General features: G+C 42.4%; 20 protein-coding genes. 4 read left to right on the forward strand and 16 right to left on the reverse strand.

Annotated features, from left to right (window positions below):
• The 3 genes from CVU62_00750 to CVU62_00760 all read left to right on the forward strand — a co-directional run bounded on the left by CVU62_00750 (nucleotide 1) and on the right by CVU62_00760 (nucleotide 3622).
• Complete coding sequence (locus tag CVU62_00750; protein ID PKN38761.1) at nucleotides 1–852, forward strand: hypothetical protein; 852 nt, start codon at nucleotides 1–3, stop codon at nucleotides 850–852.
• An 86-nt stretch (nucleotides 853–938) separates the two neighbouring features.
• Nucleotides 939–2339 carry a tRNA uridine-5-carboxymethylaminomethyl(34) synthesis GTPase MnmE gene (gene trmE, locus CVU62_00755; protein ID PKN38762.1) on the forward strand — a complete coding sequence of 467 codons (1401 nt, stop codon included), beginning with the start codon at nucleotides 939–941 and terminating at the stop codon, nucleotides 2337–2339.
• Between the two features lie 152 nt (nucleotides 2340–2491).
• A complete protein-coding gene (locus tag CVU62_00760) occupies nucleotides 2492–3622 on the forward strand; it encodes a hypothetical protein (protein ID PKN38763.1) in 1131 nt (376 codons plus the stop codon).
• Between the two features lie 249 nt (nucleotides 3623–3871).
• Here the strand turns inward: CVU62_00760 and CVU62_00765 are convergent, their stop codons facing one another.
• From CVU62_00765 to aroF, 14 genes are all read right to left on the reverse strand, one after another.
• Nucleotides 3872–4450 (reverse strand): hypothetical protein, encoded by a 579-nt coding sequence (locus CVU62_00765; GenBank protein PKN38764.1) that lies wholly within the window; start codon nucleotides 4448–4450, stop codon nucleotides 3872–3874.
• Between the two features lie 250 nt (nucleotides 4451–4700).
• Nucleotides 4701–5723, reverse strand: coding sequence for a hypothetical protein (locus CVU62_00770; protein PKN38765.1), 1023 nt, complete (start codon nucleotides 5721–5723; stop codon nucleotides 4701–4703).
• A 7-nt stretch (nucleotides 5724–5730) separates the two neighbouring features.
• Nucleotides 5731–6477, reverse strand: a complete 747-nt coding sequence (locus CVU62_00775) for an acetylpolyamine aminohydrolase (GenBank protein PKN38766.1) — start codon at nucleotides 6475–6477, stop codon at nucleotides 5731–5733.
• A 27-nt stretch (nucleotides 6478–6504) separates the two neighbouring features.
• Nucleotides 6505–6948 (reverse strand): NUDIX hydrolase, encoded by a 444-nt coding sequence (locus CVU62_00780; protein PKN38767.1) that lies wholly within the window; start codon nucleotides 6946–6948, stop codon nucleotides 6505–6507.
• Nucleotides 6945–7715: a hypothetical protein gene (locus tag CVU62_00785; GenBank protein PKN38768.1), complete on the reverse strand. Its 771-nt coding sequence runs from the start codon at nucleotides 7713–7715 to the stop codon at nucleotides 6945–6947. The genes CVU62_00780 and CVU62_00785 overlap by 4 nt, the downstream gene beginning before the upstream one ends.
• A 146-nt stretch (nucleotides 7716–7861) precedes the next feature.
• The gene (locus CVU62_00790; protein ID PKN38769.1) at nucleotides 7862–8629 is read right to left on the reverse strand and encodes a sigma factor regulator FecR; all 768 of its coding nucleotides are present in this window, start codon (nucleotides 8627–8629) and stop codon (nucleotides 7862–7864) included.
• Nucleotides 8610–9398 carry a prephenate dehydrogenase/arogenate dehydrogenase family protein gene (locus CVU62_00795; GenBank protein PKN38770.1) on the reverse strand — a complete coding sequence of 263 codons (789 nt, stop codon included), beginning with the start codon at nucleotides 9396–9398 and terminating at the stop codon, nucleotides 8610–8612. The genes CVU62_00790 and CVU62_00795 overlap by 20 nt, the downstream gene beginning before the upstream one ends.
• Entirely contained in the window at nucleotides 9395–10471 is a 1077-nt protein-coding gene (locus CVU62_00800) for a chorismate synthase (protein ID PKN38771.1), read from the reverse strand. The genes CVU62_00795 and CVU62_00800 overlap by 4 nt, the downstream gene beginning before the upstream one ends.
• A 133-nt stretch (nucleotides 10472–10604) precedes the next feature.
• Nucleotides 10605–11150, reverse strand: a complete 546-nt coding sequence (locus CVU62_00805) for a shikimate kinase (GenBank protein PKN38772.1) — start codon at nucleotides 11148–11150, stop codon at nucleotides 10605–10607.
• The gene (gene aroA, locus CVU62_00810) at nucleotides 11147–12403 is read right to left on the reverse strand and encodes a 3-phosphoshikimate 1-carboxyvinyltransferase (protein ID PKN38773.1); all 1257 of its coding nucleotides are present in this window, start codon (nucleotides 12401–12403) and stop codon (nucleotides 11147–11149) included. Before aroA ends, CVU62_00805 begins: the two co-directional genes overlap by 4 nt.
• Nucleotides 12396–13964: a hypothetical protein gene (locus CVU62_00815; GenBank protein ID PKN38774.1), complete on the reverse strand. Its 1569-nt coding sequence runs from the start codon at nucleotides 13962–13964 to the stop codon at nucleotides 12396–12398. The genes aroA and CVU62_00815 overlap by 8 nt, the downstream gene beginning before the upstream one ends.
• Nucleotides 13961–15037 (reverse strand): prephenate dehydratase, encoded by a 1077-nt coding sequence (locus CVU62_00820; protein PKN38775.1) that lies wholly within the window; start codon nucleotides 15035–15037, stop codon nucleotides 13961–13963. Before CVU62_00820 ends, CVU62_00815 begins: the two co-directional genes overlap by 4 nt.
• Nucleotides 15034–16128, reverse strand: a complete 1095-nt coding sequence (gene aroB, locus CVU62_00825) for a 3-dehydroquinate synthase (protein ID PKN38776.1) — start codon at nucleotides 16126–16128, stop codon at nucleotides 15034–15036. The genes CVU62_00820 and aroB overlap by 4 nt, the downstream gene beginning before the upstream one ends.
• A gap of 131 nt (nucleotides 16129–16259) precedes the next feature.
• On the reverse strand, nucleotides 16260–17270 hold the full coding sequence (gene aroF, locus CVU62_00830; GenBank protein ID PKN38777.1) for a 3-deoxy-7-phosphoheptulonate synthase: 1011 nt from the start codon (nucleotides 17268–17270) through the stop codon (nucleotides 16260–16262).
• Nucleotides 17271–17658: 388 nt separating this feature from the next.
• On the opposite strand from aroF, the gene CVU62_00835 reads away from it, so the two are divergent.
• On the forward strand, nucleotides 17659–19548 hold the full coding sequence (locus tag CVU62_00835; protein ID PKN38778.1) for a hypothetical protein: 1890 nt from the start codon (nucleotides 17659–17661) through the stop codon (nucleotides 19546–19548).
• A 198-nt stretch (nucleotides 19549–19746) separates the two neighbouring features.
• Here the strand turns inward: CVU62_00835 and CVU62_00840 are convergent, their stop codons facing one another.
• Nucleotides 19747–21792 carry a hypothetical protein gene (locus tag CVU62_00840; GenBank protein ID PKN38779.1) on the reverse strand — a complete coding sequence of 682 codons (2046 nt, stop codon included), beginning with the start codon at nucleotides 21790–21792 and terminating at the stop codon, nucleotides 19747–19749.
• A 168-nt stretch (nucleotides 21793–21960) separates the two neighbouring features.
• Nucleotides 21961–23193: a hypothetical protein gene (locus CVU62_00845; protein PKN38780.1), complete on the reverse strand. Its 1233-nt coding sequence runs from the start codon at nucleotides 23191–23193 to the stop codon at nucleotides 21961–21963.
• Nucleotides 23194–23344 lie beyond the last annotated feature (151 nt).

Below are 23344 nucleotides of genomic sequence, written 5' to 3' on the forward strand. Positions count from 1 at the left end.
ATGGATTCCAAAACGTTAGAAATAGAAGAAAAATCAATTGATGAGGCTATAGAAAAAGCCTGTCGCGAATTTGACGTACCGCGGGAAAAATTAAATATTGAAATTATTTCAGAAGAAAGCGGAGGCTTCCTGGGTATGTTCTCCAAAAAAGCCAGGATAAGAGCTTCGCTGCTTTCTCTGAATATCGATTTTTCGTTCACGGATCATCCGGAAGTCAAAAATGAGTTTAAAATAGAACCTCGGGTAAAACCTGAAAAAGAGGTTATAACTGAAAAAGAAGTTATACCTGAAAAAAAGATTATGACGGACAAACCGAAAAAGCAGGTAGAGCCTGCCGTCATTTATGATTCTACTGCCAGTGCTATACTCGCATCAAAAGCAAAGGATTTACTGGAAGGCATTTTGCAGAGGATACCATTGGAATGCCAGGTCACTGTTAATGAAACGGCGGAAAAAATAATTCTCAACATTGAAGGTGATAACAGCGGGTTGCTCATAGGCAAACGCGGCCAGAATATTGATGCTCTTCAATATATATTGAACAAAGCCATCAACAAACTTCATACTGACCATAAAATGATCATGATCGATTCCGGAGAATACCGGAAGAGAAGAGAGGAATTTCTGCTTGGTTTGGCGGAAAGAATCAGGGAAAAAGTAAAAAAGACCATGAAGCCTGTATCGATTGGCCATATGAACGCTCATGACCGGCGCCTCATCCATATGGTACTGCAAGAAGATGAATCGCTGATTACACAAAGCCGCGGCGAGGGTAAATTTAGAAAAATTGTTATTCTTCCTGCAAGAACAGGCAATACCAGGCACGTCAGAGAAAAAAAATCACGGGTATGAACCCAAAGCAAGCGTTGGAAAAAAATTTCGCAGTAAGCTACGGGATATGATACCCCGTTTATACTGGATAATTTGACGATCACAACATAAAGGGGAAGTGTTCTACTGTGCTCCGCCAGGATACCATAGCAGCCCTTGCGACTCCTTTCGGTTTGTCCGGAGTTGGAGTAATTAGGATCAGCGGACCGGAAGCTCTCGAAATCGCCCGTCTCATCTTTCAGCCCTCCAATGGAATCTGTCCATGGGAAACCCATCATTTATACCACGGCGATATAGTCTCTGCCGATGGCAAAACTATTCTCGACGAAGTCTTAATCTGTTATATGCGCAAGCCCCACTCCTTCACGGGAGAGGATGTTATAGAAATAAACTGTCACGGCAATCCAATCATTATCCAGTCCATTCTCTCACAACTGCAGGAACTGGGATGCCGCCTGGCTCGCCACGGAGAGTTCTCCCAGCGCGCCTTCTTCAACAATCGCCTTGATTTATCACAGGCGGAAGCACTCTCGGCAATGATTTGCGCCAAATCGGCAAAAGCTTATGCCATTGGACTTTCCCAGTTAAAAGGATCGCTTTCCAAAGAAATAGAAGACCTGCGCCTTCTTTTGATCGACGCTCTGGCTTTGATGGAGGCGACCATCGATTTTACCGAAGATACATCCGGCGAAAAAATCACGGGAACACCTCCGCAAATTAATCAGGCATTAGAAAGGATGCAATCGCTTCTTTCGTCATACAGTTCGGCAAGAGCGTACGCCGAAGGTATTAACGTCATAATCACCGGCAAACCAAATGTGGGAAAATCCAGCCTGCTCAATTCCCTGACCGGCAGGAAAAAAGCTATTGTTACCGATATTCCGGGAACAACACGCGACTTGATCACGGATACAATCAACATCAACGGCGTTCCGGTTCATTTAATTGATACCGCAGGAATAAGAGAACCGCAAAACGCAATAGAAAAAGAAGGAATATCTCTTGTCTGGGAAAGTATAGCTAACGCTGATGTTGTAATTGTAATGCTGGATATAAGCAAACCGCTGACAGACGAAGATAAAATTATTATTGATAAAAATAAATCGGGAAATATTATCATCGCAATTAATAAGATTGATTTGCCGCGGAAGTGGGAAGAAAGTATTATTAAAGAACTATTTTCACAGGAAACAAAAATCCTGAATATCTCAGCAAAGTTAGGCAATGGATTGGACGAATTGAAAAACACAATTACGGATTTATCTGTCAGCAGCGAAGATGTAAATGCCGGCAGTGTGATGATTACCAACCTGCGTCATAAACTGGCAATAGAAAAAGCCTTTAAAAACATTCAAAACGCGAAGGAAAGCATCGCCAATGGCATGTCTGCTGAATTCGCCGCTTTCGACTTGCGTGAAGCTCTGGATAGCCTGGATGAAATAACCGGGAAAAAAATAAATGATGAAATACTGGACAAGATATTCTCCAGCTTTTGTATCGGCAAATAATACTATTACGCCTTATATATGGTATCATAATTACCTCAATATCGCTGCCTTCACGCTGACGCCGAACATTGAAGCTCCTACAACTTTATGCTAGCATCGCCGAACAACTTTTATATATCTTTACCATCAATGACATAAAACGAGTTAGTATTATGAAGAGTTTTTATTTTTTACTTTGCTTTTCAGTGATTTTTTGCTGGCCAACAAGCTACGCCCTTAGCCAGGATAAATGCGTTAATGCGGAAGCGGAATCATTTATTGTCAATAACGATATTTCTTCCGCCAAACTGAGAGCCACCACTCGCGCCAAGTGGTCGGCAATTGAAGAGGTCATTGACACAGAAATAAAATTGTACAGTTTTATCCAAGACTTCACATTACTGGAAGATATTATTAAAACAAAAGCGGACGGTACAATTAAAAGTTATAAAGTGATCGGCCAGAAAAACGACACGGATAGTGTCAACGTAAAGATTAACGCTTGCGTGGATCCTTTCAGCGCCAGAGAAGCTGTTTACCGGTTAGGATTAAATAATTCTATTGCTGTTTTTATTCCGGCACGCAAACCCGGCGGCAACGGCAATGAATTTGAAGAAACGAATCTTCTTTCCGAAACTCTTATCGATATCCTCTCCGAACAAAACTATACCGTTGTCGATGTCGCTCCGGCAAAAGTCATTGATGCGGTGGAAATAGAAAAAACTGTTTTTAGCGGTAACCCGTCAAATTTACGCAGTATAATGTATAAATTTTTATCTAATTTAATTGTTATCGGCAAAGTTGATTATACAATTTCCATGAAAAAAGGAGAAAACATAAGCCATGTTTCTTCCATGCTTTTTAATAATGTGACCGTACGGCTGACTTACCGGATAATCGCTAAAAACAACAAGAGCGGCAACATGGAAATTTTAACGACGGGAACTGAAGAGGCTAAAGGAGTGGCCACTAAAGTGGAAGATGCGGCCTTAGAAGCCATGAAAGAATTGGCTCAAAATCTGGCACCTGCAATTCTGGACAAGATCGGCCAATACATAAAAGACAACACAAAGAAAGTTACCGTTAAAGTTAACAATGTAGATGATATAGAGACTGTCAAAGAAATAAAAGAACTATTGCAAAGCATCGTCTGGGTTTCGGAAGTCGAAGAAAAACAGATGGGAGATTTCACAGTAAGTTATCCGGAAAATATAATTTATCTGGCCAACAGTATTGAACAAAAGAGTGATTTAAAAGTTTTAAATTTTTCACCTTCTTCTATTGTTTTGGAGTATCAAAATTAGAGTGACTTCGTTTGTTCGCTGATCAATACCGCGATTTATCTGACTGCGTCACCTGTTGGAAAAGGAATGCGCCCCGATTAAATCACACTTGTATTAAATAATTATGAAGCTCACCTGGTGGGATTATTAATTAATTTAATCAGATGTAAGTACAGAAAAAAATGTAACTGTAAAATAGTGCATAAAGATTGGTGGCTAGTGTAGGAAGTTTTTATTACTCACCATTCACCAGCCACCTTCCGTTAGCTACTATTTGCCCGCGACCATTTTCCTTAATGAAGGAACCATAGATTGTGCGTTTTCCTTGCTGGTGGATATCACTTTAAAATACGGGATATACCAACCGGCGTTTACAAAATTGGAATAAGTGCAGTCAACCCAGCCCGGGTATTTCTCAGAGGCCATTAATTTCCAACTTCCGCCGTAATAGTCCATATCTCCATCGGTCCTTATCCACTTTACCGAAAAATTCTTTTCATCAACAGTGCGTTTCACATTAAAAATCTTTGTTCCCAGTGAAGTCTCGAGAGTATAATTCCATAAAATAGTATTAGCATCAATGTCCTTCACTTTAACTACCTTTTTCACCGCGGGGAAAAGCTTACCGAGATGTTCGACGCTACCTATCCATTTCCAAACATCTTCAGTTTTACCCTTCACGAAAAAGTTAACGGTAAGTCCTTTGATACCGTCATCGTTTTTAACTTCTTTCATGTCCAGAGTCTGAGGAGGTTCGGCGCCAAAGGCAGGCACAAAATTACCTAAACAAAATATCGATAAAGCCATGCTAAAAAACAATACGGTGAAAATTCTTCTCGCTGTGTCCATAAAAACCTCCTTTTTTTGCTTAAGGATTTCAAATAATTATTCTGAACTATTTAACTCCCGCTGTAATAAAAATTTCTCATAAGGATAACTAAAAATCAAGCAATTATTTAAATTGCAAAAGCGTTTATCTGGATTAACCAAAGCGATTTTAATAGCTTATCTTGATATTATTCTGTCCCTGACTCCCGACGTAATGCCAGAACATTTTTATTTAAAACACGTAGCTGTAGCTTTCGCTAAAAAATTCATTTTAGGCAATCTCAACATTAACGCTGCTCTTATTTTCAAACTTTACCAGAGTTTCTTGAATTGAGTTAATCAATTTGCTTGGTTCAAGCCGTTTCTGAATATTTTTTCGTTCAGTAAGAGTTCCGTATTTTTGCAGCCACTTCTTTAAATTTCGGTTATCCCTAACCTCTTTCCAGTCATCAATTATAACAACCGGAAGACCTTCGAACAGGCTATCAAGAGACGATGTTTTTGTAATTACAATAGTGCCCATATAAAGCAGTTCCCACGTTCGATGACAATCAAGCCCGTTTCCCAGCACGCTGAGGGCAAAGGGATATTCGGCATAGCGACGCCAAATCGATCTTTGCGAAATACTTTTTTCCAGAAAATCCACATGATCGCAATTGCAAAGTCCGGCAACAGCCCGACGTCTTTCTTCCGAAGCAAGACTTACGCCCAGATCGCAAAATACTCTGAGTGGCAATTGATCCAGCGGCAAACGACGCGCGCGAATACTCTCCAGCAGTGCGACGAGATGGCGCGGACTTGTGCAGAAACGCGGTGTGTGAAGGTCAATTCCGATAGGCCAGGGAGCGAGTTTAGGATGCCCGTTGCCATCATAGTTTTGTGTATGCCAGGACACAAGCCAGGGGCAATCAAGCAGAGCACTGACGGTTACCGTTTTGATGTCGGAAGGAACAGACGCATCACCATCGGTGGTAATTAAAGCGAACGGCTTTTGAATCATAGGTAAAGCACCACGAACAAAATTGTCAAGATCGCAGGGTTTTCCATCCCTTGACTGTGTACTTAATCTCACCCACACAAGACCGTTGGCACCGGCATAATGCTGACGGAAAAACGATTCCGGCTGGCATGATTCAGTTTCTTCACGCCAATAGGATTCAGGACCTTTGAAATCGCAATACTGACTTATTCCCTTTGACCACAGGTAAGGCGGATTATACTCATGCGAGGCTATCCATGTTGACCGGATTATCAGGCGCCTCAACTCCTCGAGCTTACCACGAAGGAATTTCATAAGAATATTATTTTGTCTCCAATCCTTCGACAAACGCCAGGACATTTTTACCTAAAACACTGTGGTTATAGCCGCCTTCCAGGATACTAAAACAACCGCCGTTATTTCGTTTTGCTGTTTCTCTTACCAGCTTGCCCATATATTTATAGTCTTCGGTTTTTAACAGACCACCCCAATCGTCTTCATGATTATCAAAACCGGCTGATACGGCAATCATATCGGCATCAGTTTCAGAAAGAGCATCCTGTACATTTTTTAAATATTCATTGCGATTGGATGAGGCAGGATTATAGATTGTCACATATCCCTTATTCCCGAGAATATTGACATTGCCGTCCCCGAAATGCAGATCGAAATCCAAAATAAAAGCTTTTTTGATTTTACTTTCCCTTTTTAGTTTCTCCAGCGCTATCGCCATATTGTTGAAATAGCAAAAACCCCAGGCGCTACCCGCTGAAGCATGATGCCCGGGAGGACGGATGAGCGCAAAACAGGGTTCTGTCAAACCAATTTGCGCCGCTTTAATTGCACCTCCTGCCGCAAGTGCGGCAATATCATAGACACCTTCCCGCTCGACCGACCTGACGTGATCGGGAGTATGTACTTTAAGAATATCTTCTTTTGCTGCCACAGACGGCTCAACAAAAGTTACTTTTCCGCGCAGAGACATTTCCACGGCTTGAATTCTTCCGGAAGCGGAAGCAGGATCGGAACAGTACACTTCGTTATAATCTTCGTGATAAACAACCTTCATACAATCCTCCTTTTGTTGGCGCCGCAATTAATCCGACTTAAAAAATCCAACCGATTTTAAAGCATTAATAGTATTTATTGCCACCGGCAATTCCCGTAAATCTTTCAGAGAAAACCAGCGGGCCTCCAGTGCGTCATCCGCACCATGGGGAACACCTGCAACATAATCAGCAGCGAAATCAACTATAACAAAATGAAACTTAATTTTTCTTTTGCTGTCGTATTCGATGAAATCAAACACGTATTTGCAGTCCCTGACTTTTATCGTTATGCCTGTCTCTTCGAAAATTTCCCGCGCGGCACATTCCTGCATACTCTCACCAAGTTTCAACGTTCCTCCGGGAATTGCCCAAAGTCCTTTACTCGGTTCTGTCCCACGTTTTACTAACAAAACTTTCCCATCTCTTATTGTTATCGCCCCGACTCCGACCCTTGGTTCAACAGGATAAGCATTACTTGACTTCTTTTTCATTTTTTTCCCGACACGAAAGAAAAGCTGCTTTCGATCCAGGGCTCCTTTTGTCCATCAAAAACTTTCTCCACAAACCTGACACGCCTGTTTTTTCCGATAAGTAAAATCGTGGAAGAACGGGTCCCATAATCAGGACTTGTAATAAACATGGAAGATAATATCCGCTCCCATTCCAGACCAACACCTGTTGAGGGTAGTTTACTGTCCGGCGGAATATGGCGATCAGCCAGCACAGTAAATAATGTTTTTTTTAATTCAGATCGTTTTTGATCCAGTGTAGATTTCAAAAGACGTTTCCCCCGAGATACTTTCGGCCAGGGTGTATTCAGGTTATGATTGCTTAAACCATAGATCCCTGGATTCAGCTTTTGTTTTTCTCCGTTACTGGAGAAAACGAAAAGATCATTATCATCACCTATAAGTAAATTGAAACCGTTGTACTTATCCGCTTGCGAGGAAACGTCTTCCAGATACCCAGCGGCGTTTTGTTTACCAATAAGGTAGCGGCTGACCAGTCTGCCGCGCGACGGAGCATTGCTTTTAAAAGCGGACGGATCGCGATAATTAGTGATGGCGGCGAATTTTCCTTCTTTGGTAATACCCAACCAGGTGCCGCCCTCTTTTAAGTCTCGCCCGGCAAGCACATTATGTTGGTCTTCCCAAAAATCCGCAGGGAGCGACGGCCGTTCATAAAACTCATCACGGTTAGCCGCAAGGATTAACCGGTATGATGGATGAACTTTATAAGCAAATAATATAAGGCACATTGTTTTAATTAACTAAAAGATTTATGCCAATTCTAAATCAATGATGATATCGCGGCGGCTAGGAGGAGGCGACGAGGCGTATTATACATACGTTGAGGAAGCAGACGACGACGCCAACAAAGATAGCGCTTGATTTAGAATTGGTATCATTTCATTATTTCTTTCAATCTGGCTACAATTCTGTCCATTGTATCTCCTGCCGGCGCGTTTAGAAATACATCGGCTATATCATCCTGACCGGTCTGGCCCATATTAATGATGACAATCTTCGCGCCGGATTGCTTGGCATAAATCGGTATATAGGCAGCAGGATAAACAACCAGTGAAGAACCTATCACCATTAATAAATCACATTGCTCTGATTCTCTCTCGGCTATCCTTAATGTATCCTGCGGAAGCATTTCGCCAAAGAAGACGACGCCCGGCTTCAGAATACCTTTGCATTTTTCACATACCGGAAAATGATCGGGCGATGGATGTTTTTGTCTTATAAGTTCCAAATCATAACGTTCACCGCAATCGAGACAAACCAGCCATTCCATATTGCCGTGCAGTTCGTGAACTTTTTTCGGATTATTTCCTGCCTTCTGGTGCAGATTATCAATATTCTGCGTAATGACGGAACTTAGTTTGTTCATTTTTTCCAGTTCGGCTATTGCCAAATGAGCCCTATTGGGCTGGGCATTAATCATCAATCCGCCTTCCACAAGGTAGTACCAGACTTTTGTACGTGTCTCGCCGGAATTAAGAAACCTGTCAATTGTAAAATCATTGGGATCAACTTTAGTCCAGAGTCCGTCCGGGCCGCGGAAATCCGGTATACCTGATTCCGTGCTAATGCCCGCTCCGGTAAAAACTACCAACTTTTTCGATGCCGCAATCATTTGAGCGACTTTATTTATCTTTGCTTCCATATAATTTTTCTGCCGTTTTTTTGATTGCTTTTTTAGATTCAGTTTTATTGCCGGATTTAATTTTTGATCTGATATCTTTTAGCGCTTGTTCGTAGATATCCAGCATTTTACCGGTTTGCGGATTTCCCGTTATTATATCAAGGTACAGTTCAGGACTTTCCACGAAAACTTTTCTGATAATGTCCAACTTTGTCCGAAAAATAGGTGTAGAAAATTTGTTTACATCCGCAAGAGTAACATTCGTCCGGGCAAGAGCCATTCCCAGGGTAATGGTGTTAAAATGATTGAGCGCTTGAATAACAGCCATCATTTTATCATGCTTTTCGGGAGTTGCTTCCCAGACAGCCAGTTTATTTTTTTTAAATACAGCTTTGAGCCAGTTCAACCACTTTTTCCCGCGTGCCGGACACAAAATAACATTCTGACCGGAGGAATCTTTCACTTGAGGTCCGAAAAGAGGATGACAACCGATAACCTCCGCCTGAGAATTAGCCAGCATCATTTTAACCGGTTCTTTTTTCAGCGAAGTTAGATCCATCAGAAGCATATCTTTGTTTAACATCGGGCCGACTTTTCTGATTATATCGGCAGTGGCGGAAATAGGCACGGCCACAACTATTACCTCACAAAGTTTGGCTAAATCGCTTATACCCAGCTTGGTTTTTCTGCCGCAAACATGGACGGTGTAACTTTCTTTTTTGAGCAAGCCGGCAAACCATTTTCCCATGCCGTTGGTGCCGCCGATTATCCCCACTTTAATATTTTTCATTCGCTTATCGCTTTCTGCCTTAGTAAATGATCTGCCAGAACAATGTTCACCATCGCTTCACAAACCGGCACAATCCTGGGCAAAACGCAAATATCATGTCTTCCCTGAATTTCGATTATTCTTTCTTTTCCTCTGCAATCTATAGTGTGTTGCGGTTTCGCTATGGAAGGAATCGGTTTACAATAAGCCCTCAGCACAATTTTTTCGCCATTTGTTATGCCCGCGAGTATTCCTCCCGCATGATTTGTTTTAAATCCTTTTTTATTCATCTGATCATTGACTTCCGAGCCCATTCTGCCAGCGACTTCCATGCCATCGCCAATTTCCACCGCTTTCACCGAACCGATGCTCATCAGAGCTTTGGCCAGATCCGCATCCATCTTATCAAAGACCGGCTCCCCTAGACCTGCTGTACAGCCACTGGCGACAATTTCCACTACTCCGCCCAGCGAATCCCCTTTTTTACGAACTACCGCAATCTTTTTTTCCATTGCCGCTGCAGCCTGTGCATCCGGGCAGAAAAGAGAATTCCCCAGCACAGATTTTCTTAAATTTTTATCTGACGGCATCCTGCCGCGGTCAATTTCGATTGCGCCGATTGCCTGTGTGTAAGCTATGACATCAATGCCTGATTGGACAATTACCTTTGCGGCAATTGCTCCCGCAGCTACACGGGCAGCCGTTTCTCTGCCGGAAGCGCGTCCTCCACCCCGCCAGTCGCGGATTCCATATTTATTCAAATAGGTAAAGTCTCCCTGACCCGGACGGAACACATCTTTTAATTCATCGTAAGAAGACGATTTCGCGTCAACGTTTCTAATGATTAACGAAACAGGGGTGCCTGTTGTTTTGCCCTCGAAAACACCAGAGAGAATTTCAACCTTGTCACCCTCTTTCCTTGTCGTGGAGGAAACCGAGCCGGAAGGCTTTCTTCTATCCAGTGCCTGCTGAATATCGGATTCATTCAAAGACAGCCCTGCCGGACAGCCATCCACAACCGCTCCCAGCGCCGCCCCATGCGATTCTCCCCAGGTGGTTACGCGAAAAATACTACCTATGGTATTACCAGCCATGAACACTCCCTATCATTCCTAAATCAAAGCGCTATCTTTGTTGGCTTCGTCGTCGGCATCCTCAACGTATGTACAATACGTCTCGTCGCCTCCTCCTTGCCGCCTCGATATCATCTCTGATTTAGAAACGATATTACTTTTTATTTATTTTATCCAAATTTCCCGATTTACGCAAATACTGATAAATTTCTTCGGCAACTTGTATAGCTTTTTTACCTGTTGTATCCACAATATAATCAGCGGCTCCTTCATATAAAGGAAGCCTTTGCTTCATGACATCGACAGTCTCCTCAGCAATATTTCCAGTTGTAAACTGCGGTCTTATAGCCTTGCTCTGCGCATCTTTGCTGAGCCGCTTGACAATATCCGGCACGGGAGCATTAAGCCAGATTATTACACTTGTCTGCTTTAAAAGATTTACATTCTCCTGGTCCAAAACTACTCCACCACCCGTAGCAATAATAGCCGATTTTTTTTTCGTCAGAGTTTTAATTGTCTCTTTTTCTTTGATGCGAAAATAATCCCACCCATGAAGCGCAACAATTTCTCTAATCGGCATCGCCATTTTCTTTTCCACCAGCAAATCGGTATCACAAAAAGCAATTTTCAGCTTAGTGGAAAGAATTTTGCCTACTGTGGATTTTCCTGTTGCCCGATAACCGATTAAGACAACATTCATATTTTTCTCAATTCCTCCCAGAAAGTGGGAAACGATTTATCAACACATTTTTTATCGCTGATTTCAATGCCGCTGGCGACAAGACCGGCAATGGCAAAGCTCATGGCCATACGATGGTCGTTATAGGTTTCAATTTTTGCCGGTCGCATTTTTCCACCCTGAATCACAAGTCCATCCGGCATTTCCCTTGCTTCAATACCTGTACGGTTCAATTCGGTAACCAGAGCTGCCAGACGGTTGCTTTCTTTTATTCTCAAATGCGCTACATTGCTTATAACCGTTCGGCCTTTACGGAAAGCGGCCAGCACAGCCAAAGTAGGCACCATATCCGGCATATCGTTCAGGTCGAAAGTAAAATCACCTTCCGCCAGATTATTGCCGGATACTTCTACCCAACTTTCTTCTGATTTTACCTTGCAGCCCAATTCTTCCAAAACACTCAGCAAGTGCATATCTCCCTGCTTGCTTTGCCGGTTGATCCCCGTAACTCTGACTGTTTTTCTTAAAAGCATCGCAGCCAGAAAAAAATAGGAAGCACTGGAAGCATCTCCTTCAACGAGATATTTGCGTCCCTGATAAATTTCGCCGGCCGTAACATGATATTCATACTTTCCTGTTTGGGTAATCTCAGCGCCGAAATCTTTCATCACGGCAATAGTCAGATCTATGTAAGGAGTAGAAACAACGCCTCCCTGCAAAGTTAAATCCATGCCTTTTTTCGTGTAGGGCGCGCAAAGAAGCAGCGCTGACACGTATTGTGAGCTTTCAATATTCTGAAGGGTTATCTTTCCTCCCTTCAGGCCGTTGGCATTTATTTGAACCGGCGGGCAATTTCCCCGGGTAAGTATATCAACACCCATTTCTTTTAACGCATCCGCCAGAGCGCCTACCGGCCTTTCACAAAGCCGCTTTTCACCGGTCAGAACGTATTTGCCGCTGCCCAGACAGACCAGTGCCGTAAGAAATCGCAACGCGGTGCCGTTATTTCCCAAAAATAATTCTTTACCTGTGTTTATTATTTTACCGGCTGTACCGGAAATATTAAAACCGTCCTCCATGGACACAATTTGCGCACCCAATGTTTGCAATCCTTCAATCAGATATGTTGTGTCCTGGGAAACAAGAGCATTGCTGATGAAAGAATTATTCTGCGCCAAAGCGGCAGCCACCAGTGCCCGCTGGGTCAGGCTCTTGGAACCGGGCACATGAATAGTCGCAGATACTTCTTCAAAATGAACGTCTTTATTATTCAACTTGAGTCAACCTTTCTAATATTGTTTTTTTCATCAAAGCTCGTGGCGGTTCTTTGCCCGTCCATAGTCGTAATTGCTCTGCTCCCTGGTTTACAAACATGTCCAAACCGGAAATAATACCGCATCCTTGCTTTTGCGCATCCTTAAGTAATTTTGTCTTTATCGGATTGTATATAACATCCACCACATATTTATAATTACTCAGAATAGCAGCTTTCACCGGCGATTTATCCTTAGGATACATGCCTACAGGAGTTGTATTGATCAGGCAGTCAGCTTTGATTTTGCCGATTTCGGCAAGGGAATAAAACGGACAGTTCAATTTGCGGGAAAGAATTTCTCCCTTTTTCAACGTGCGATTAACAATCATCGGGAATCCGCCTTCTTTTATTATTCCATAAGCTGCCGCCCGCGCTGTTCCGCCCGCACCAATAATTACAAAAGTTTTATTTTTAATCGGCATTGCTTCCCGGATTGTAACAATAAGTCCCAACCAGTCGGTATTGTAACCGATCAGGCAACCATGATGATTGATAATTGTGTTCACAGCTCCGATTTTCAGCGCGTCATCGTCAACATCATCCAGGTATTCCATAACAGCAACCTTAAAAGGAATGGTGATGCTGGCGCCACAAATATTCATTGCCCTCATACCCTGTATCGCGCCCCTTAAATCGTGAACACAAAAAGCGCTGTAGTTTCCTTCAACACTCATTTTTTTTAACGCAGCATTATGCATGATCGGCGAGAGACTTTGCCCCACCGGATTGCCCAGCAGAATATAATGCTGAGGTTGAAATGTTTGTTTAGGTAAAGCCATCTCTGAAGATAAAGCTTCTTTGTCTTTAAATAGTTCATTAATTTGTTTCATCCCGCCAACAGTAAACTGTCCCGGCGCAGACTGCCCTTCTTGTTTTAATGCGGCAAAACTCAAATAATTCCCCAAAAAAGGAGCTATGGCACGACTGATGCCGCCTTTGTCTCCCATGCACAAAGAAATTATTTTTTGAGAACGCTCTTTAGCGTAAGAAATTAAACTCAGCGTTATCAGATTATCTTCAGCAGTCTTCGCTGTAGTAACTATTTTTACAATAGCCGGTTTAAACTGCACGCTTTGATAAAATATCTTTTTTAATTTTGTCAGCGAGGGAGTCTCTTTAAGATTATGGTAGGAAATAATGATTTTTGTTTTTCCCCCGTGTTTTGAACAAAAAGACTGCAGATCTTTAATTACCGCAAGTCCTTTCGCGAGCTCGATATCCACGAAATCAGCACCCAACTCGATTGCTTCTTTGAGCAGTGCTATTTTTTCTTCTGTACATCTTACATAACTTTTTGAGAGCATCGCTCTTCCGGCAGAAGCTGCTTCTTCTTTTTCCCTGCAAGTAACAATTATTTTAACCGAATCGGAATTGTTGCGGGCAATTGAAATAAATTCCTCAAGCCTTCCGCCATTGATCAAATCCATTCTCAGTTCGATAAAATCGGCAAACTGACAACTTCTTTCAATACTATGCAAAGCTTCTTTTTTTGTTCTGGCTGTAATGGGAACACAAATCATAATATGCCTTCCATTTTCGGATAGGATCCCAATATCTTGAGAAAAGTTGTTTTCCCCTCCAATTCTTCCAGGCAGCTGTTCACCTGCCTATCTGTTATGTGACCGATAATGTCCACGAAAAAGCTGTATTCCCACAATTTCTCCTTTACAGGGTGCGATTCTATTTTTGCCAAATTAATTTTTCGCCGGGCAAAGGACGACAGTGCCCGATGAAGAGAACCCGGTGAATGCGGTGTGGCAAAAATCAAAGAGGTCTTATCATTGCCTGTCGCGGCATTTTCTCCTCTACCTATAACCAAAAATCGTGTCGTGTTGGAAGAATTATCTTCAATGCCTTCAGCAAGTATATTCAATCCGTAAATATGGGCGGCAAGCAAACTGCCTATAGCCGCTTCATTCTTTTTACCCCGCACCATCTGAACAGCGGCGGTTGTGCTTTCTGTTTCACCCAGTATACAATTGGGCAAATTGGTTTTTAGCCATATCTGACATTGCGCTAATGGCTGAGGATGAGAATAAATTTTTTTGATGTCTTTCATACTTTCGGCCGAAGAAATAAGACACTGGCTGATCCGTAAAAAAATCTCCGCTCTGATTTTCAGTGATGTTGTAATCAGATGGTCAAGCGTAATATTCACCGATCCTTCCAGCGAATTTTCCACTGGAACAACACCCCAATCTACAGAACCTTTTTCGACTTCATCGAACACACGATCAATTCTAGGCTGAGGGAAATAATGGCTGGACTCACCAAAATTTAAACGTGCCGCTTGATGTGTAAAAGAAGCTTCGGCTCCGAAAAAAGCGACCGTCGTCGGTTTTTGCAGACTGCGCGATGCGGAAATAATTTCCCGAAAAATCGATGTTACCGCCTCACTCGGCAGAGGACCTGAATTTAATTCCTGCAAATATCTGTGAACCTTTGCTTCCTGCGCAGGGTCATATACGTCAATACCGCCTTCACCTTTAACCTTACCGATCTGGACGGATATTTGCGCCCGTTCATTCAACAAACGGATAATCTCCCGATCTTTTTCTTTCATGTTTTCCCTTAACGTTTCCAGCAGTCTCATTCTTTCATCTCCTCAATCACTGCGGTAATCATTTCTGGTTTAATACTTCCAATAATAAAAGGCATTCCTATTTTCTTTAACAAAACAAAACGGATAATGTCACCTTTTTTCTTTTTATCCATTTGCAAAGCAGCAATAATATTATCAGCAAAAAAAGTCTCCGGTATTTTCCAGGGCAAACCTGCTTCGCGGATAAGCGTTTCGATGCGTTTAGCTTCATTGCTTTCCAGGTAGCTCATTTTTTCGGAAAGACGCGCCGCCGCGATCATCCCTAAAGCAACACCTTCGCCATGCGTTATTGTATACTGGGACATTGTTTCCAGAGCGTGTCCCAATGTGTGGCCAAAATTAAGAATATGCCGTAGACCTTGATCTTTTTCATCAATTTCGACAATTGATTTTTTAATGCGGCAACATGCTTCCACTATATTCAGCACAAGTTTCGGATCTTTTAATTTTATCGCTTCCATGTTGTTTTCCATGGTATGAAACATTTTTTCATCATCAATGATGCCGTATTTGATAATTTCCGAGAGCCCGTTATTAAATTCTTTTTCCGGCAGCGTTTCTAAAAAGCTCAAATCCGTAAAAACAGCGCATGGTTGATAAAATGTCCCCAGCAGATTTTTCCCGTGGGTAAGATCAACGGCTGTTTTTCCACCTATACTGCTGTCCACTTGTGCAACCAGCGTTGTGGGAATCTGAATATAAGGCACAGAACGCATAAAAACAGAGGCGATAAAACCGGTAACGTCGCCTACAACTCCACCGCCTAAAGCAAGTAGAAGAGTCTCACGATCAGCTCCTAATTGCAGTAATTTCCCTGCAATATCCAGCACAGTACTGATATTCTTGGAAGCTTCGCCTGCGGGGAATTCTATTAAATTTACATTTAATCCGACATCTTCTAAACCGGCAAGGAACTTTTTACCGTAAAGACTGCCGACACAATCGTCAGTAATCACCACATAACGCTCCGCTTTATGGTTTTTGGCAATAATCAGCGCCATTCTGTCGATTATATCTTTACCGATACGAATTTCATAAGATGATCGAATTTTCTTATCGAGATTAACTTTTATTGTTCGCATATATTCATTCCTTTTTCTTCTTCAAAGCATCATTACATAAGACATAAAATCAAGACTAGTATTAGACTCAACTTTTGCAAAAGTCAATTGAACCGCCATTGGCGGAAATCGACATCTGCCAGGTCACGTGATTAATGTTTCATTACCGCGGCAATCGCTCTTAACTCATCCATTAGTTGATAAAACTTCTCCGGTTTCAGCGACTGCGCTCCATCGGAAACGGCTTTTTCCGGTTCCGGGTGAACTTCCACGATAAGACCATCGGCGCCAACAGCAACCGCCGCGCAGGACAACGGGATCACATATTTCCAATGACCGGCAGCATGACTTGGATCAACAATAACCGGCAGATGAGTCAAACTTTTTAATACCGGAACAGCGCTTAGATCCAAAGTGTTTCTTGTGGCCGTTTCAAAAGTTCGGATACCACGTTCGCAAAGAACCACATGGGGATTACCCGATGAAAGGATATATTCCGCCGACATCAGCAGCTCTTCGATGGTGGTCATCATGCCTCTTTTTAAAAGTACCGGCTTTTTCGAACGGCCGACTTCTTTGAGCAGGGCAAAATTCTGGACATTACGCGCACCGATTTGCAGCATGTCGGCATAAGATTCCACAAGATCAACATCAGCGGGATTGACCACTTCCGTAACCGTCGGTAGATTTGTTCGCGCGCTAACCTGATTTAATACCTTTAAGCCTTCTTTTTCCATACCCTGGAAGCTATATGGAGAAGTGCGCGGTTTGTAGGCGCCGCCTCTAAGAATCTGGGCGCCACCCTTTTTGGCGATATAGGCGCTTTCTAATAATTGTTCTTCGCTTTCAATCGCACATGGACCGGCAATTACAACGAAGTCCGGACCGCCGATTTTGATTGAACCTACCGAAACCACAGTATTACCTTCGTGCGATTCGCGACTGGCCAGCTTGTAGGGTTTTAAAATCGGCATGGTTTTTTCTACCCCCGGCAAAGACTCCGCGTACTTAAGGATTCCCTTGTCGCGATTGTCACCGACTGCCCCGATAATTGTCCGTTCAACACCGATTGAAGGATGCGCTTTATATCCGACAGATTCAATCCAGCGAATCACATCTTCAATTTGCTTTTCTGTAGCCTGATTTTTCATTACAATGATCATTCTTTCTCCCTCCTGAATTAAAAAAGGCCAGGGCTTTTGCTGCCATGGCCTAAAAAAAGAAAAGCCATGGGAGCTCTTTCGATCTGCCCATGGCTGTTTTGGTTTATTTTAACCTAACAAGTCATCCTTAGCGACGGACAGACCGATGCAAAATAGGTATAAAACCAATAATAATAAGCATTGTTGTTTGCAGTCAGTTTTCTGTCCATCATGAAAAACTTATCCTCTATTTGGAGGCCATATAATCAAACTGAAGATATTTGTCAAGAGAAAACTTAAGCAGTGTCAATTTATCACTTTGGCAAAGAAACAAAATGTTCTATTCCCTTCTGCATAGCCGAATCCGGCAACCGTTTGACATTTATTAAAAAATAAGAGAAGAATCCTTATGCACAAAAGTAAGACAAAGGCAACGACAACTACCCAATCAGTCAATGACGCGATTAATCCTCAGGACAATCGTTTCTCAATAATGTCTTCTTTCTTTGCCTTCTCGGGGAAATTGGCTTCTTCCAGTTATCTAAAGTGGACATTGATAATGCTTCTGCCAGTCCTGATTCTGCTGAGATATCCTGTCGACCGGATAGATTACGACTTGTGGTGGCAAATGACGCTCGGCAAATATTATCTGACTCACCACACTCTTATTATAGACCATTCTATTTTTTCCTGGACACCTGCCGATCCGACCTGGGTTTATAACACATGCCTGGGAAGTATTGTTATTTATCTGGCTTACAGTCTCATGGGAGGGTTTGGTTTGTGGATCTTCCAATGTCTGATATTCTTGGGAGTTTTTCTTTCATTTTATATTTTTCTACGCCTGATTCGCCGACGGCTTGATGTAACCAGCATCACCATCATTGCCGCCATTGGTATTGCCAGCTCCCTCTCCTGCAGTTACTACAAACCTGAATTGTTTTCCGTTCTCCTATTTTGCTGGATAATATTTATCTTTTTTTATGTCAAACTGACTCGTCAAACGTTTCTTTTTTATCTTTATCCATTGATTTTTGCCCTCTGGACTAATTTGCACGGCGCTTTCATCCTGGGATTCGGTGTGTTTGCCTGCTTTTTCATAGGTGAACTTTTAAACAGAATTTTTTTACCTGAAGAAGCATTTACTATTAAAGAACTGACCAATCTCGGCGCCGCAATTGCTCTGTCTTTGGCTGCAACTTTGCTGAATCCTTATGGCATCAATTACCTATTGAGCATTTATAATGCAATAACTTCCGAGGCCTATAACATAACCAGTACGCATATTCAGGCCTATGTAAGCCTCTGGCCATATTTAAAAGATATGGATATTTCATTCTTCAGATTGGGACAAACTGCCTGGATCATGACCCTAATGATGTTTTTGATGGGCTGCCTTTTTCTTTATGAACTTATCAAAAAGAGATCCTGTGATTTTACTTTGCTGATTTTAAATATCGTCTTATACTGGGCAAGCATGAGAGCCACCAGGGCGAGTTACCTTTTCCCCTTCGGCTTTTTTTTCTCATTCTTCTACCTGCTCAACCGTTTGAAATTAAAAAATGTTTCCGGCAGGGCAACCATTTTGTCTTTGCTCATTTTCTTTTTCTTTTTTATCAACATCACCTATTTCACTTTCAGATACAATACGGACAACAAATGGTTCGGTGCCGGTCTCGACAATTTCGTACCGGCCAAGGAAGTAGCTTTTTTGAAAAAATATCGGTTAGAAGGCCCTATCTTTAACGACTATGTTATCGGCGGCTATCTGATATGGGATCTCTATCCCGATTACAAAATTTTTATTGATCCTCGTTTTATGCCGTTCAGTAAACAAGTTGCTGCCGATTACTGGGCCTTTACCGGCAATCCCGTAACCAGTGAAACTCTACAACATTTTAATAAAAAGTATCCTTTCAAAATCGCAATAATCCATTACCGGGAACTTCCCTTAATTTTCGATTTTCTGAGAGCCGGAGGCGAATGGCGGCTTTTATACTTTGAACAAAATGCCGCTATATTGATTCACAAATCACTGCTTTCCACCATTCCGCCGGAAATCAGCTCAGTTGATCTTGGTCCATCGCGCTTCCAAGACGTCAGCAATCCGGAGGTTCTTCTTAATGTATTCACCTTGTACGTTAATCTGGATCCGAATGCCGGAAGGGTCATCTACGATATCTATGAAAAGAATATCAGTGATTGTTACAAGCTAAAAAAAGATCACCTGCAAACGATGAAAGACGATATTCGGCAGAAGGAACATGAGCTTCAATTCATGACCAACGGGCAGAGATGACCTGCTACACGCTAGAACACGGTATAGGTTATTTTATGCTGGAAACAAAAACAGGATTTGAAACAAGTTTTATATTGATACACAAGCGGATTTTCTACCAATATAAATGGGACGACATACCGGTTAAAACGCAAATTCCCCTCAATCACAAACATGGCTGAGGGGAATTATTAAAGCAATGTATAAATGGTTTTTATACTAATCACTGTTTTCTATATAATAGGATTGTCCTTCAACTCGTAAATTATCTATAGCCGTCGTCGATGGTGAATCTACTACAACATTTTCCGTGGTCTTCAAACCAGTTTTAGCTGAAGCCGACTTTTTACTAAAGGGATTCAACACATCAATCGTCTTAGAAAGGGCAGTGGTAACAATATCCAAAGGCATGGTGGCCTTGACAGAGCCTAAGTAGGCAGCTGTTTCCTGCTCGTAATTCAATCCGGCAAAGGGGTTCATAACTCCACTGCCGAGAACGGTGGAGTTCATATTGCTACTGGTGTTATTACTGACTTTGTACGATTTATTAACCAGGTAACCTACCGCGAGATCGATATCTATATCTCTCAACATTTTGATGCCCAGGCCCGATCCTTTGATCCCTAACCCAGCTCCATAGTAATCCAGTGTGGGAAGGGCATATATGGCATCGTAATATATAGCCTGAACAGAGGAAATCCGATTTTCATAGCCGGCACGAAGCATAAGCCAGTCCAGCGCCTGATATTCCGCACCGACTCCCCAGTTCCAGGTATCTTTCCAGTTACGTTCCAGAAGCAGAATACTGTCACCACCATTATAACCCATATACTTGGCTAATTGGAGGAGCTGGATTTTCTGATCAAAAACGAAATAGTCCTGTTTAACGGACGACCAGTTTGCCCAATGCACATCGGCAAGAAGAGATAACCTTTTGATCGGCTTGAGCTTGATTCCCAAATTGACAATTTGTGGTATTTCTCTATCTGCCGTAATTGTTCCAGCCTGTTCGCCAACACGTTGATAGGGCAGATCAAGCGCCATGGATATAATCTGCATCAAAGCAGATTTTCCGCACCATTCAACCATATTTTGCCATTGTTCACTGTATGTCAGCTGATATTTCCCACTTAAGTGCGTTTTGATGGCGCTTTGGTAAGATATTCCAAAGGAAATCCAGTCAAAGGGTCCCCAGAGAACACCTAAATTAAATGATGGAGAAAAATCATCATGAGCACTTAGAGATAAATGTCCTATTGAATCATATGGACCTATTCCGCCACCGAACAAAGGCATGGGAATTGTAAGGTCAAAAAGCGGATTCCCCATACCCTGGGTTGCATCTCCCAGGGTTTTTGTCAGATTCACTATGGCATTTGGCGCCCTTACCTCTGTGCCAACACCCAGCGCTGATTGCCCCACCCCTAAAGAAGCACCAACAGAAAGAGTCTTGTTTACCTGATAACTTACCCCAGGACCAATATAGATCAGGTGCTGCCAATACACAGCTTCTCCATCCCACCTTGACGGATCGGATTTATCTCCATTATTCATTCCGACGGCAAAGGGAACATAAGCGCTGTAAGCAAACGTCCATTTTGAACCGGGATTTCGATGCGAAAGACCGAGTATGGGTGCTACTAGAAAATCCAGGGTAGTGTCCAGAACCGGAATGTACATTTTACCGGAAGTATTGCTTCCCTCTGTGCCACTCCAGGAATTACCGCTAAAACGATCGGGACCATTCTGAGTGCCCCAAAGCGGGTCTTTTATTAAGTTACCATTTAGATCATGAAAGCCCTCAAAGTTAGGATCTTTGCTTACCCTTGAGGTTTTATTGATGATCGGCAGAATGGCTCCCAAACTAATATAATTGCCGTCACCTAAAAGTGAAAGGCCGGCAGGATTGTAGTGAATTGACAGGATGCCGGGAGGATCCGCAGTAACATTGTTGGCAAGTGCAATGGCCCGGGTATCAACGGCCAGTTGTTCATGGAACGCTCCTTCTACCTGCGGTGGATTGAGGAATTGGCTTGCAGCCATTACCATGCATATGACAAAGCAAAGTAATATCCGCAAATGGGATAACCCCGGCAAATTAAATCTTTTCACACGAAAACAGAGAAATCCCGATAACGGCAGATGGGCAATAAACATTGTTAATTCTAAAATCTTTTTCATATCATTGCTCCCGGATTGTTTGATTATAAGAAAATTAATCCTTCCTGTTTCCAGTAAACAACTTTCTTTTTCCCTTCGTGACATGGGAAAAGAAAGAAAACAAAATCAAACATATAATTGCCTATGGCTTGTTGCTTCCTGAATTTCAAACTATCCTTTTATTACTAAACGGTTTAAAAAACAGTTGTTGTATATCTGTAATTCTTTACCTGAGTTTCTCCTATTATATCTTTAACATTTTGGGGAAAATCCTTAAAAATCAAACGGCACCCTGACCGCTAAGGAAAAGTCAGGATCGTTAACAGTCAATCCTATACTTAACGTCAGATATATGGATCGTGCCGGAGTCACCCGCCACCCGGTTCCGACGTTGAAGGTAGAAGAGACGGAACTGCCACTTTCAATAACTCCAGCATTGCTAAAAACATATTTACTGCCGAAAGCGTAGCTGAACTGAGTGCTTAAGTTCAATGATGCCTGATAAGAAAGAGCGTAACCGAAACCCAGGGCAAAGCCGATAGAACTGCCTGGTTCGACTTTAGTCAGAGTAGCACCACTCTCGCCCGCAGATGTCCAGTACTGAGACAGACCGCTTACCGGAAGACCATAGCTGTAAATCAAATTGCCGAAGGCAACAAGTGGATCCAGCGTCTTACTGAGAGAAACTCCGCCGCTGAATGAATAATAACCATTGCCGGTCGGTAACGACTGATCCGGATCAATTTTGTAGGGACTGCTTCCGGTAGGTATAGTAACTCCGGCACTTAATATCGTTGTGGGGAGTTTCCCTCCAGCTTTAATTGGCTGCCACTGCAAACCGAAGGAGATATCACCAAAATCGGTTGCATCCTGACTGGAAGATGTTCCCACCTTATTGTATTTGTAAGCAAAAGGGACGTTCGCGCTGATGGTCAGGTTGTTAAGGATTGCATACTCAGTATCAATAATATTGGCGATATTATGGCTGCTTCTACGTTCGATGGCGAAAGGGACGGCCGATTCATTGATCACATCCCCTGAATAGTATGAGTAACCAAATGTGTATCCGAGTCCGACGGTCCCCTTTTTCAAGAGTGTATATTGACGACTAACGGCAGAAAGAATATCCTCTACCGATTTGCTTTTTTCTTCCTCCGGAACTTCCAGTCGCTTGCGCGCTTCACTTTCATCCCGCATTCTTTGTACTTCTCGCTTCAGCTCTTGTACTTCCTGCTGAAGACTTTGAGGGGAGTCATCTTGTTTCGATTTTTTTACTTCCGGCTGAAGGCTTTGAGGTAAAACTTCTTGTTTCGGTTCTTTTAATTTCTTCTGAAGGTTTTCAGGAGATACATCATCAAGAGCAGCGTCTGCGTCTTCCGCACTAATTTTATTTAAAGCAAGCTGCATTCCTTTAATGGGAATCTGTGCCATAGCGGGAACGGTCACAAATAATGTACACGCAAAAAACACAACAGACAATAAATTAATAAATATTTTACTATTCATTATTCTCCGGTTGAAATATTTACGAGTCTTGTCGCTCCCATTACATTGCAATAATCCGTATAACACCCTTCAATACATGCGCTATAACATTGTGCCGGAAATGTGACGTGGCAACTATATTTTTTAAAATATTTGTAACACTATATAAGCT

The organism is Deltaproteobacteria bacterium HGW-Deltaproteobacteria-2, assembly GCA_002840505.1.
Taxonomy (GTDB): domain Bacteria; phylum Desulfobacterota; class Syntrophia; order Syntrophales; family Smithellaceae; genus Smithella.

Excerpts from the sequence above, each read along its gene's own strand:
- CVU62_00835 (PKN38778.1), top strand. The coding sequence starts at position 17,659 with ATGCACAAAAGTAAGACAAAGGCAACGACAACTACCCAATCAGTCAAT.
- CVU62_00840 (PKN38779.1), bottom strand. The coding sequence starts at position 21,792 with ATGTCACGAAGGGAAAAAGAAAGTTGTTTACTGGAAACAGGAAGGATT.
- aroB (PKN38776.1), bottom strand. The coding sequence starts at position 16,128 with ATGCGAACAATAAAAGTTAATCTCGATAAGAAAATTCGATCATCTTAT.
- CVU62_00800 (PKN38771.1), bottom strand. The coding sequence starts at position 10,471 with ATGGCTGGTAATACCATAGGTAGTATTTTTCGCGTAACCACCTGGGGA.
- CVU62_00845 (PKN38780.1), bottom strand. The coding sequence starts at position 23,193 with ATGAATAGTAAAATATTTATTAATTTATTGTCTGTTGTGTTTTTTGCG.
- CVU62_00820 (PKN38775.1), bottom strand. The coding sequence starts at position 15,037 with ATGAGACTGCTGGAAACGTTAAGGGAAAACATGAAAGAAAAAGATCGG.
- CVU62_00790 (PKN38769.1), bottom strand. The coding sequence starts at position 8,629 with ATGGAAGCAAAGATAAATAAAGTCGCTCAAATGATTGCGGCATCGAAA.
- CVU62_00780 (PKN38767.1), bottom strand. The coding sequence starts at position 6,948 with ATGAAAAAGAAGTCAAGTAATGCTTATCCTGTTGAACCAAGGGTCGGA.
- CVU62_00805 (PKN38772.1), bottom strand. The coding sequence starts at position 11,150 with ATGAATGTTGTCTTAATCGGTTATCGGGCAACAGGAAAATCCACAGTA.
- CVU62_00770 (PKN38765.1), bottom strand. The coding sequence starts at position 5,723 with ATGAAATTCCTTCGTGGTAAGCTCGAGGAGTTGAGGCGCCTGATAATC.
- CVU62_00750 (PKN38761.1), top strand. The coding sequence starts at position 1 with ATGGATTCCAAAACGTTAGAAATAGAAGAAAAATCAATTGATGAGGCT.
- CVU62_00785 (PKN38768.1), bottom strand. The coding sequence starts at position 7,715 with ATGTGCCTTATATTATTTGCTTATAAAGTTCATCCATCATACCGGTTA.
- CVU62_00795 (PKN38770.1), bottom strand. The coding sequence starts at position 9,398 with ATGAAAAATATTAAAGTGGGGATAATCGGCGGCACCAACGGCATGGGA.
- CVU62_00775 (PKN38766.1), bottom strand. The coding sequence starts at position 6,477 with ATGAAGGTTGTTTATCACGAAGATTATAACGAAGTGTACTGTTCCGAT.
- CVU62_00765 (PKN38764.1), bottom strand. The coding sequence starts at position 4,450 with ATGGACACAGCGAGAAGAATTTTCACCGTATTGTTTTTTAGCATGGCT.
- aroF (PKN38777.1), bottom strand. The coding sequence starts at position 17,270 with ATGATCATTGTAATGAAAAATCAGGCTACAGAAAAGCAAATTGAAGAT.
- CVU62_00760 (PKN38763.1), top strand. The coding sequence starts at position 2,492 with ATGAAGAGTTTTTATTTTTTACTTTGCTTTTCAGTGATTTTTTGCTGG.
- CVU62_00815 (PKN38774.1), bottom strand. The coding sequence starts at position 13,964 with ATGATTTGTGTTCCCATTACAGCCAGAACAAAAAAAGAAGCTTTGCAT.